Raw genomic sequence first — 9,913 nt, 5'->3', positions numbered from 1 at the left:
CACAGCGCCTCAGCGCGTCCATACGCGTGACCCGCACAAGAAAAACGTGGCGGCGACGTCCCATGACAGAACCGGCTCCGCGGTTCTCCTTTGTGGGGATGAAGTAGGGGGTTCTTCAACAGGCCCAGGAATGTCTGTCCTCCTTGCACAACCATGGTGCTTGCAAAGAACGCACCCTACACGCGGGTGCCACGCACAAACTCGTTTGTGCGTGTCCCGCCGTCGGATGCCATGGCACGCACAAGCTCTCCGGCCGTCGGCCGGCGGGCTTGTGCATGGCACCCGTCGCCCAAGGGCATCGCAGGGGGCTGAAAGCCCCCTGTCCACGAATACCTTCGCTTCGAGGACAGCGGGCTTCAGCCCGCTGCCGGTGCGTGCAGAGCACGCACCCTACGCCACAGGAGTCATCTGTCCCGCCAATTGTCCGCAGGCGGCGGCGATGTCGAGGCCGAATGACTTGCGGACATTGACTGCGGGGCAACGGGGATAGAGATAGTCGCGGAAGGCGATCACTCGCTCCTCGGACGGGCGGCGGAACTCCGAGCCGGGATGCGGGTGGAAGCGAATCAGGTTGATCTTGCAGGGGATCCCATGCACGAAGCGGACCAGTTTCTTCGCGTCGGCGATGGAGTCATTCACACCATCAATGAGGATGTACTCGAATGTGATTCTTCGACCGGTGGCGCGTGTCACGGCGATGGCCGCCTCCTTGAGCGCGGCCAGCGGCCACTTGCGGTTGATCGGCATCAGGCGCGAGCGCAGTTCATCATCGGCGGCGGACAGCGAGATGGCCAGGTTGGCTTTGATCTTCTCTTCGGCCCAACGGTGAATCTCTGGAACCAGTCCGACGGTCGATACCGTAGTGCGCCGATGCGAGATGTCCAATCCCCAGTCGGCGGCGATCAGGTCCAACACCGTCTTGACCGCGTCGAAGTTCTGCAACGGCTCACCCATACCCATGAAGACGACGTTGGTCACCCGTTCACCAGCGGGGAGGAGTTGACCGGAGGTGATGATCTGACCAATGATCTCGCCGGGTGAGAGGTTCCGTCCGAATCCCAAAGTCGCGGTCGCGCAAAACCGGCAACCCAGCCCGCACCCCGATTGGGTCGACACACAAACCGTCCGTCTGGGGCCATCGCGCATCAACACGGCCTCCCACACGCTGTCATCGTCGCGGAAGAGGAGTTTCTCAGTTCCATCAGTCGCGATCTGGTGCGCGGCGGGCGACGGCATGGCGATTTCGAATCGGTCGGAGAGGCGACGTCGCAATGCCGCGGACAGATCGGTCATGGCGGCAAAGTCGAAGATCCGTCTACGGTAGATCCAGCGCACCAATTGCCGGGCGCGATGGGGAGGTTCACCGAGCGAAGCCATCGCTTCGATCAATGTCGGGAGGGGCTGGCCGAGCAGATTCATGCGCGTCAGATTACTCCTCGATCATCTGTCAACACCGTCGCCCGGTTGCTCTGCGGGCAGCCCATTCTACGGCAATCGGTCCCCCGAGCGAAGCGCCTTCTGCGAGGAGGGAGTACGAACGTGGCCAAGGGCAGGTTGGAAATCGGACAACAATTGTAGCAGAACATGGTGCCGGTTGTGGTCGCGCGCACGATTCGGCAACCAATTGTCTCGCAATGCGTTGCTGGCGCTGCTTGGCTCTCGGTGAGCGGCGGCCTCCGCGCGCATATTCGGACTGAAATCAAGTCGCAGGGCTCTGGGGTCGACAACACAAAGAGAGACTGTACGGGGGCAGCCATCATGTTCCGAGACATGAATGCCAAGGTTCTGGTTGTAGACGACGAGCCGGGGATCACCGAGATCGTCGATGCTTTTCTGACGACCGCCGGCTACGATGTGGCCGTCGAGAACACGTCGGCGGGAGCGATCAAGCGAGCCCGGGAGTGGAAGCCCGACATCATACTACTCGACATCATGATGCCGGAGATGGATGGGTACGACGTGTGCGCGGCGCTGAAGAAGCAACCGGCGACGGCGGATATTCCGGTCGTGTTTCTGACCGGGAAGGACGCCAGCGATGATCAGGGACGGAGCTTCCGGGCCGGGGGAAACCTGTTCGTGAAGAAGCCGTTCTCCTGCGAGCGGCTCTTGGACATCGTGAAGATCGTGCTCCTCTCCGTGAGTCGTTAGAGCGCTTCATCGCGTACTGTCTGGCGCGTGGCCCTTCCCGGTGCCGCGCGCCGCTTCGTTTTGTGCCTTTCCCTCGACAGGGTCGTGCGTTACCAGTTGCCGCGGATGCATGACGGCGTTATCGTGCCGCGAGGCAACCAGCCATATGGATGCTCACACTCTCATCTTTCTGATCGCAGCCGCACTCTCCAATCTGGCCGGTGCCGGGTTCTTCCTCCTACGCAGTCGCTGGGAAGATCAGGCATTGCGTCTGCTGTTGGGAACGGGCGCGGGATTCATGCTGGCGGTGGCGCTGGTGGATATGTTCCCCAGAGCCCAAGAGCATACCCCATGGGCCGCGGCTTGGGTGCTGGCCGGATTTCTGATCGTCCATATGTTTGAACACGTGTTCACGACGCACTTTCACTATGGACAGGAGACGCACGCCGGGTTGAGGGCCCAAGTCGGGATTGCGGCCACCCTGGGGTTGGGCGTGCATTCCGTGGTCGATGGGATTGCCATTGTCGTCGCCATGCAAACCGATCTGCGTCTGGGCTGGCTTGTATTCCTGGCCATGGTCTGGCACAAGATCCCCAGTGGATTCACGGCCGCATCGATCGTGAGCGCCACCGGCGGGACACGGAGGGCCGCACTCCGGGCCGGTCTGATCCTGGGGGTGGCGTGCGTGGTGGGAGGCCTCCTGTACAGCGTGTTGCCGTCGCGGGGATGGATCGGTCCCGCCTTGGGGATTTCCGCCGGTTCGTTGATCTATGTGGCGGCCACCGATCTGCTGCCGGAGGTGAACAGGCGTCGGACGCCGTTGGCCCCGTTGGGCGTCGTGGCCGGGGTGGCGGCGTTCTACTTGGCCCATTGGATGCTTGGACATTGACGTTTGAGGGCCAGACGGGCCATGGTGGACCAAGCGGTATCCGTCCGTGATGATCTGCCGCGCAGGAAACTGCGGCGTCCCAGCGCCGTACAACGCTGGTATGGAAACGGGAGCACAATCGCTGATGCTAAGGAGGGGTCACGTGGCCAAATGGAGACATTGGACGGTCATCGGCATGGCTGTTGGAATAGGTCTCGGTGCCGGACATTCACAGCGGGCGGAAGCGCAATCGCTCTTTGGGCAGGTCTCGACCGCCCGGCCCTTGGACCGCGGCACACAGGACATCGGCGGCTTTCTCGGGGTCTTTGAGAACTCCACGGGCTTCTTCGGTCAGTACCGACGCGGTCTCTTCTCCCAGGGCGACGGCGGGTTGCAGTTCGGCGTCGTCGATCCCGACGGCGGCGGCGACGTGGGTGTTGGATTCGGGGGAGACCTGAAATTCACAGTAATGTCGGCCGCCAGTCGCGACCCGTTCGATCTGGGACTGGGACCGCGTGTCGGGTTCTTCTCGTACGGTGGTGCCACGCTTCTTCAGTTGGGTGGGTCGGTGGTGATTTCCCGGGACTACACGGTGTCCAACGGCGGGTACCTGAGTCCCTATGGCGCCGTCAACATGCGCATGGAGTCGGTGTCGAACGGTGCCAGCGAGACCGAGTTTCAGATCGGCGCGCAGGCAGGGTTGAAATGGGAGATCACTGATCTGATCGACGTGCTGGGAGAGGTCGTGCTCGACGATGAGTTGGGGATCATTATCGGTTTGAATTTCAAGCTCTGAGCGCCCGTCGCACCTGCTATCTTTGCACCTCATGACGACTTGGGATGCGATCCTTCTCGGCGCGGTGCAGGGACTGACCGAATTCCTACCCGTCTCCAGTTCCGGCCACCTGGTGCTGGTCGAGCACTGGATCGGGTTACCGTCCGACATGCTCACCTTCGACATCGCCGTGCACGTCGGCACGTTGCTGGCCGTCTTGATCTACTTCCATCGGCAGCTTGCCGATCTGTTCTTGGGTTTGCTTGGTCGCCCGCGCCCGGCCGCGTCGCCGCGCGCAGCGAGGCGTCTGCTGCTCCTGCTCGTGATCGGCTCGATCCCGGCCGGAATCATCGGTCTCTTGTTCAAGACCCAGATCGAAGCGGTCTTCGCGGCGCCGCGCATGGGCGCCGCGCTCCTGATGGTGACGGGCGTATTGCTGTTGGTGATGAAGCTCTTTCCTGTCGGTCACCTTGATGTCGGTGGTGGCCGCGCCTGGTGGATCGGCTGCGCCCAAGCCGTGGCCATTCTCCCCGGCGTGTCGCGCTCGGGGTCGACCATCGCCACTGGGTGCATGCTCGGCGTCGCGCCGGCCAAAGCGGCCGAATTCTCGTTTCTGCTCTCGATTCCCGCCGTCGGCGGCGCCGCGATCCTGGGATTGAAGGATGCGTGGGGAACGGGGAGTCTGGGTTCGGCGCATCTGATCGGTGCCATTGTCGCGGCGTTGACCGGTCTGGTGGCGTTGCGAACGGTCTTCGCTACGCTGCAGCGCGGTCGCTTCGCGTGGTTCGGGGTCTATTGTCTGCTGGTCGGCTTCCTGTCCGTTTTGCTGATATAGCGGCCATGGAGTGGGCACAGCCGCAGCATGCTCATTCTCGTCATCCGCTTCTCATCGCTGGGCGATGTCGTGCTCGCCGGTGCGGCCGTGCGTGCCCTGGTGAGGGCGCACCCCGAGGCGCAAGTCGTTCTGGCCACAAAGGCCGAGTACGCCGTTCTCTACGATCACTACGATCTCCCCTTGACCGTGGCCGGCTATGACCATCGTCAGGGATGGCGTTCGTTCACGGCGCAGTGGAGCGGGGTCGTCTTCGACCGCGTGATCGACCTGCACCGTTCATGGCGCTCAGGGTCCCTGAACCGCCGCGTCAAGAGCCGCCTGGTCACGAAGGTGGATAAGCAGTTCTCCCGTCGTTTGGGCATGGTCTGGCGCAAGCGCGGGCTGGAGCGACCGCTGTCGACGTTGGCGGGTTACCTCGAGGCGGTGCGGTTTCCCGGCGGCCCACCCTTGGCCGGCAAACCGCGACTCTGCCTGTCGGCCGGCGAACAGGAATGTGCCCATGCGCTGCGCCAGAAATGGCCGCGGGCGCTCGGGATCGGCTGGGGGGCGCGACATCCGACCAAGGCCGTCCCCCCGGAGCAATGGGCACGGCTCGTGCTTGGGCTGGAGCCGGGCAGCCTGGATGCCGTGCGCATCTTCGGCATGGAATCGGATCGCAGGGACATCGAGCCATTCATGGCGGCGCTGGGGGAGAGGATTCCCGCGATCGACTTTGCGTCCCGCTGCGGTCTTTCGCTTCGTGACGCGATGGTGGAGATCGCGGCATTGTCGGCCTTCGCAAGCTCCGATTCCGGATTGATGCATGTGGCCGCCGCCCTCGGCGTGCCGACGTTTGGGCTCTTCGGTCCCACACATCCCTCCCTCGGCTTCGCACCGCTGGGGCCGGGGTCGGCCGCGTTTCATGCGGGCACATGGTGTTCCCCCTGCCATCGCCATGGGAAGGCGCCATGCTATCGTGAGCGTCGCTTCTGCTTCGAGGAACTCGACATGGGCAAGATTGGCCGGACAATCGCTCCCCATCTGGCCTCCGGCCCCGAGGTGGCATCGCGATGATCTCCGACGGGTCACGTCCCGCGGCGTTTCTGGACCGCGATGGCACGCTCATCGTGGAGTATGGCTTTCTGGGTGCGCCGGATCGCGTGGCGTTGTTGCCCGGTGCCGCCGAGGCCGTACGACAATTGAACGCTTGGGGCTACTGGGTGATCGGCGTGTCGAATCAGTCGGGCGTGGCGCGCGGGTACTATGAACCCGAGGCCGTCGAGGCGGTCAATCGACGGGTCGTCGATGAGTTTGCCCGGCGTGGCGCCCGCATCGACCACATCTATTACTGCCCGCACTATGCCGACGACACGGCACCCGACCCCGCGTCCGCGTGCACATGTCGCAAGCCCGCGCCGGGGATGATCGAGCAGGCCTGTCGCGAATTCCCCATCGATCTGGCCGCTTCGTTCGTTGTCGGTGACCGTGTCTGCGATGTGGCCCTGGCGCAGGCGGTCGGCATCCCCGGCATGCTGGTCCTGACCGGATACGGTGTCGAAGAGCAGAAGCTCCTGCCATTGTCGCTGGTCCCGGCGTATGTCGCGGCCGATCTGCGCGCTGCTGTCGAATGGTGGGGTCGACATGCTGGGCGGTCCACAGACGGGTCGCTCGCGAGCCCCCCGGGCGGGCCCCCCCCCCCCCCCCCCGACAACTGACCCGCCGCCGGGGCGTGTTCTTCGTAGGGGCCGCTCGTGAGCGGCCCGCAATCCCAAAAAGTGTGCCCAGTAGAGCTGGATTTTGTCATGGCGAAGGGACGCCTTGTCCGCCCCTTGTTGACGCTGACCCCTGACGGCACGTACACTGTGTTGGAGGGGCATCGCCGACCATCAGGAGGGCGTCCATGAGTGTTTCCACTCCGATCAAGACCGATGTCGGTCCACAGGCGCCAGTGTCGAGCCGGGGCAAGCGCGTGCCGCCGTCGCCCATTCGCAAGTTGACCGTCTACGCGGACGAGGCGAAGAAACGCGGGATTAAGGTCTATCATCTCAACATCGGTCAGCCGGATGTTCCCACGCCGCCGGAGTTCTTCGCGGCCATCCGGGATTTCCAGGCGCCGGTGTTGGCCTATGGGAATTCCCAGGGGCACGCCGATCTCCTCAAGGCGTGGTCGCGCTACTATGTCGCCAAGGGGCTGGACATCACGACCGAGCAGATCCAAATCACGACCGGCGGCTCTGAGGCGATCGTCTTCGCCTTCGTGTTGACCTGCGACCCGGGGGACAATGTCATCGTCTCCGAGCCGTTCTACACCAACTACTACTCGCTGGGTCTGATGGTCAATGTCGAGCTGCGGCCGATTGCGGCCGACCCCAGGCGGGGATACTGTCTGCCGGCGCGGAGTCAGATCGAAGCTGCCATCGATTCCCGGACGCGCGCCATCCTGATCTGTTCCCCCAACAACCCGACCGGGACCGTGCTCACACGCGACGAGATCGCCACCGTCGTGCAGATCGCCGAGGCGCACAACCTGTACATCCTATCGGATGAGGTCTACCGCGAGTTCTGTTATGGCGCGCCGCACACCTCAATCTGGCAGTTCCCGCAGGTCGGGCAGCGGGTGATCATGCTCGACTCGATCTCGAAGCGTTTTTCTGCCTGCGGAGCGCGCATCGGGGCATTGATCTCGCGCAATGAGGCGATCATCGCCGGGGTCTTGCGGCTGGGGCAGGCGCGGCTGTGCACCGCCACGATCGAGCAGATCGCCGCTGCGAAGTTGATGGACTTGGGCCCCGACTACTATGCCCATCTGGCCGCCGAGTATCAGGGGCGCCGCGATCTGCTCTACGATCGTCTGGTCAAGATCCCCGGCGTCCACTGCGAGAAACCGTCGGGGGCCTTCTATCTCATGGCCACGCTGCCGATCGATGACGCCGATCGTTTCTGCCAGTGGATGCTCACCGATTTCGTTCATGACGGGCAAACCGTGATGCTGGCGCCAGGGGCGGGGTTCTACGCCTCACCGGGGAAAGGTCTGAACGAAGCGCGGATTGCCTATGTTCTGGAGAAACCGGAACTGGACAAAGCGATGACAGTGCTGGCGGCGGCGTTGCAGGCGTATCCGGGGCGGTGTTGATATTCTCTTCGACTGAGTTCCATCGTTCGTTGAGGGCTGCGAATGCCTGCTTGCGGCTCAGAACTCGCGCGACCGTTAGGAGGACAGGCATTCCTGCCTGTCCGGCCAGACAGGAATGTCTGGCCTCCTGAACTCACATTAGTAGGCAGGGGCCTTTGGCCCCCTGATGGCGGGTGACGCCCGCCCCACCCGAAATGAACATCCATCTCGGCATCGACATCGGCGGGACTTGGGTCAAGTACGGCGCGATTGACCCGGAGGGGCACATCCTCTTTTCCGACCGTGCACCCACACGAGGCAACGAAGGTCAGGCCGCGACGCTGGATGGGATCGTCGATTGTGCGCGGGCGATGATCGACTGGGCGGCACAGGCCGGGCACAGGCCGGTGTCGATCGGGATCGGCTCGCCGGGGACGATCAATCCCCGCACGCACGTCGTCCAGCCGCCGACGCCGAATCTGACCACGATCATCGGTGTGAATCTGGTTGATGTCGTCCAACGCGCGACCGAGTTGCCGACCGCGATCGACAACGATGCCAACTGCGCCGCATGGGCGGAGCACTGCTATGGTGCCGGGCGCGGGATCGACAACCTGATCTGTATTACCGTCGGTTCCGGGATCGGCAGCGGGTTCATCGTCGATGGCCACATCTTCTCTGGCCCGAACGGCAACGGGGCCGAGCTGGGGCATGTCACCATCGACTGGCATGGCCCGCGGTGTCCCTGTGGCAATCACGGCTGCCTCGAGCTGTACGCCTCCGCCAATGCCGTCGTGCGCAAGGCGAATGGCGCTGCCGACGATGCGCCGGCGGGTACTCTCGCACGCCTGCGGCGTCGCGATGGCGGCATCATGACCGTGGCGGCGGTGTTTGAGGCCTTCACGTCGGGCGATCAGGATGCGCGCGCCCTGCTCACGGCTTCAGCCCATGAACTGGCGATGGGGATTCTCAGCGCGGTCAATCTCTTCGATCCCGAAGCGCTGATCATCGGCGGCGGTCTGGCCGACGCGGACACGTCCGGATTCTGGTTGAGTCAGGTCGCCGGGCGGATACATGTCCATGCCTTTTCCGCCGAAGGGAAAACCCTCCGAGTCGGCAAAGCGGCGTTGGGCAACGATGCCGGGTTCATCGGCGCGGCGGCGCTGGGGGCGTTGTGGGTAAGGCAGTGAGGAACGTAGGATAGGCATGGAACGCCCAACACTGTCATCCTGAACGAATCTTGCCCGCGTCAGCGGGCAAGATGAAGTGAAGGATCTGCTGTTTGTCTTCGTAAGGACAACAGCAGGTTCTTCGCCCCGCCATAGGGCGGCGCGGCTCAAAATGACAATACCCTGGCTTTTCCAGCGCTCTGCGGCCCTGTTAAAGAGGTTGATTCAATGGGAAGCGTCATTTAGGATTCCGAAGTGGGGCGGGTCCGGCGCGAATTTGTCGGTGTGTACTTCAAGTGCTGTCGTGTCTATGTGCGGGCGTATCTGAACGCGCTGAAGACCGCGTACGTGGCGTACTGCCCGAAATGCGCCGGTAGGATGACGATCGAGATTCGCCCCGACGGCTCGGAGAGTCGGTTCTTTCAGGCCTCCTGACCGTCGTCTCCCGGCCCAGCCACACGGGTGAAGATGAAATCACGCGGCAAGATCATCGTGGTCCCGCTTGGCGATCTGGATTTCTACCAGATCAACAAGCTGGCCGCCAATTTGTCGGTCGTCTTCTCGTCGGGGGTCGACATCCTGCAGGGGATGGAACTCCCCGATGAGGCCGAAAGCGAGGAGCGCGGCCAGTATTACTCCACTGTGATCCTGGCCAAGCTCGAATTGCTGCGCCAGAACGACACCGAGAAGATCCTCGGCATCACCGAGGAAGACCTCTACATGCCGACACACCCCTTCGTGTATGGCGAGGCCGACCCGCAGTCGGGATGCGCGGTGGTGTCGTTCTATCGCCTGAGGCAGGAATTCTATGGCATGGGGGAGGACGACAAGCAGATCTACTCCCGGGCCCTGAAGGAGGCGATCCACGTGATCGGGCAGTTGCACCATCTGGTGGTCTGTCACAACCCGCGCTGCGTGATGTACCAGTCTGTCTCGATGCGCGACACCGACGCCAAGGCGGAAAAGTTCTGCGACAATTGCCAGCGACGACTGGTGCGGCAGGGTGTGTGACGTGTGGCCGCGATCTCCGATCGCGGTCTGTGTCTGA

Annotated in this window: 11 protein-coding genes; 10 read left to right on the top strand and 1 reads right to left on the bottom strand. The window is 63.2% G+C overall.

Annotated elements, in window-relative coordinates:
* Window positions 1-390: 390 nt before the first annotated feature.
* Window positions 391-1,419 (bottom strand): 23S rRNA (adenine(2503)-C(2))-methyltransferase RlmN, encoded by a 1,029-nt coding sequence (gene rlmN / locus AB1792_03065; GenBank protein ID MEW5701193.1) that lies wholly within the window; start codon window positions 1,417-1,419, stop codon window positions 391-393.
* A 339-nt stretch (window positions 1,420-1,758) separates the two neighbouring features.
* Between rlmN and AB1792_03060 the strand changes: the two genes are divergently transcribed.
* The 10 genes from AB1792_03060 to AB1792_03015 all read left to right on the top strand — a co-directional run bounded on the left by AB1792_03060 (window position 1,759) and on the right by AB1792_03015 (window position 9,876).
* Window positions 1,759-2,148 (top strand): response regulator, encoded by a 390-nt coding sequence (locus AB1792_03060; GenBank protein ID MEW5701192.1) that lies wholly within the window; start codon window positions 1,759-1,761, stop codon window positions 2,146-2,148.
* 145 nt (window positions 2,149-2,293) lie between these two features.
* On the top strand, window positions 2,294-3,016 hold the full coding sequence (locus AB1792_03055; protein ID MEW5701191.1) for a ZIP family metal transporter: 723 nt from the start codon (window positions 2,294-2,296) through the stop codon (window positions 3,014-3,016).
* Between the two features lie 142 nt (window positions 3,017-3,158).
* Window positions 3,159-3,791, top strand: a complete 633-nt coding sequence (locus AB1792_03050; protein ID MEW5701190.1) for a hypothetical protein — start codon at window positions 3,159-3,161, stop codon at window positions 3,789-3,791.
* A gap of 31 nt (window positions 3,792-3,822) precedes the next feature.
* Window positions 3,823-4,605 (top strand): undecaprenyl-diphosphate phosphatase, encoded by a 783-nt coding sequence (locus tag AB1792_03045; GenBank protein MEW5701189.1) that lies wholly within the window; start codon window positions 3,823-3,825, stop codon window positions 4,603-4,605.
* A 27-nt stretch (window positions 4,606-4,632) separates the two neighbouring features.
* On the top strand, window positions 4,633-5,658 hold the full coding sequence (locus AB1792_03040; GenBank protein ID MEW5701188.1) for a glycosyltransferase family 9 protein: 1,026 nt from the start codon (window positions 4,633-4,635) through the stop codon (window positions 5,656-5,658).
* Complete coding sequence (locus tag AB1792_03035) at window positions 5,655-6,299, top strand: HAD family hydrolase (GenBank protein ID MEW5701187.1); 645 nt, start codon at window positions 5,655-5,657, stop codon at window positions 6,297-6,299. The genes AB1792_03040 and AB1792_03035 overlap by 4 nt, the downstream gene beginning before the upstream one ends.
* A 185-nt stretch (window positions 6,300-6,484) precedes the next feature.
* Complete coding sequence (locus AB1792_03030; protein MEW5701186.1) at window positions 6,485-7,717, top strand: pyridoxal phosphate-dependent aminotransferase; 1,233 nt, start codon at window positions 6,485-6,487, stop codon at window positions 7,715-7,717.
* Window positions 7,718-7,890: 173 nt separating this feature from the next.
* Window positions 7,891-8,886 carry an ROK family protein gene (locus AB1792_03025; GenBank protein ID MEW5701185.1) on the top strand — a complete coding sequence of 332 codons (996 nt, stop codon included), beginning with the start codon at window positions 7,891-7,893 and terminating at the stop codon, window positions 8,884-8,886.
* A 234-nt stretch (window positions 8,887-9,120) separates the two neighbouring features.
* Window positions 9,121-9,300, top strand: coding sequence for a hypothetical protein (locus AB1792_03020; protein MEW5701184.1), 180 nt, complete (start codon window positions 9,121-9,123; stop codon window positions 9,298-9,300).
* Window positions 9,301-9,333: 33 nt separating this feature from the next.
* Window positions 9,334-9,876 carry an archaemetzincin family Zn-dependent metalloprotease gene (locus tag AB1792_03015; protein ID MEW5701183.1) on the top strand — a complete coding sequence of 181 codons (543 nt, stop codon included), beginning with the start codon at window positions 9,334-9,336 and terminating at the stop codon, window positions 9,874-9,876.
* The last annotated feature ends 37 nt before the right edge of the window (window positions 9,877-9,913 follow it).

The sequence above is a fragment of the Candidatus Zixiibacteriota bacterium genome (assembly GCA_040752595.1).
In the GTDB taxonomy this organism is placed as follows: Bacteria; Zixibacteria; MSB-5A5; order WJJR01; family WJJR01; genus JACQFV01.
Note: the sequence above shows the minus strand (reverse complement) of the source record. Positions and strands in the feature narration are given on the sequence as shown.

Bases quoted from the DNA above. Each gene is read 5' to 3' on its own strand.
- rlmN (MEW5701193.1), bottom strand. From the start codon at position 1,419: ATGAATCTGCTCGGCCAGCCCCTCCCGACATTGATCGAAGCGATGGCT.
- AB1792_03060 (MEW5701192.1), top strand. From the start codon at position 1,759: ATGTTCCGAGACATGAATGCCAAGGTTCTGGTTGTAGACGACGAGCCG.
- AB1792_03055 (MEW5701191.1), top strand. From the start codon at position 2,294: ATGGATGCTCACACTCTCATCTTTCTGATCGCAGCCGCACTCTCCAAT.
- AB1792_03045 (MEW5701189.1), top strand. From the start codon at position 3,823: ATGACGACTTGGGATGCGATCCTTCTCGGCGCGGTGCAGGGACTGACC.
- AB1792_03040 (MEW5701188.1), top strand. From the start codon at position 4,633: ATGCTCATTCTCGTCATCCGCTTCTCATCGCTGGGCGATGTCGTGCTC.
- AB1792_03035 (MEW5701187.1), top strand. From the start codon at position 5,655: ATGATCTCCGACGGGTCACGTCCCGCGGCGTTTCTGGACCGCGATGGC.
- AB1792_03030 (MEW5701186.1), top strand. From the start codon at position 6,485: ATGAGTGTTTCCACTCCGATCAAGACCGATGTCGGTCCACAGGCGCCA.
- AB1792_03015 (MEW5701183.1), top strand. From the start codon at position 9,334: ATGAAATCACGCGGCAAGATCATCGTGGTCCCGCTTGGCGATCTGGAT.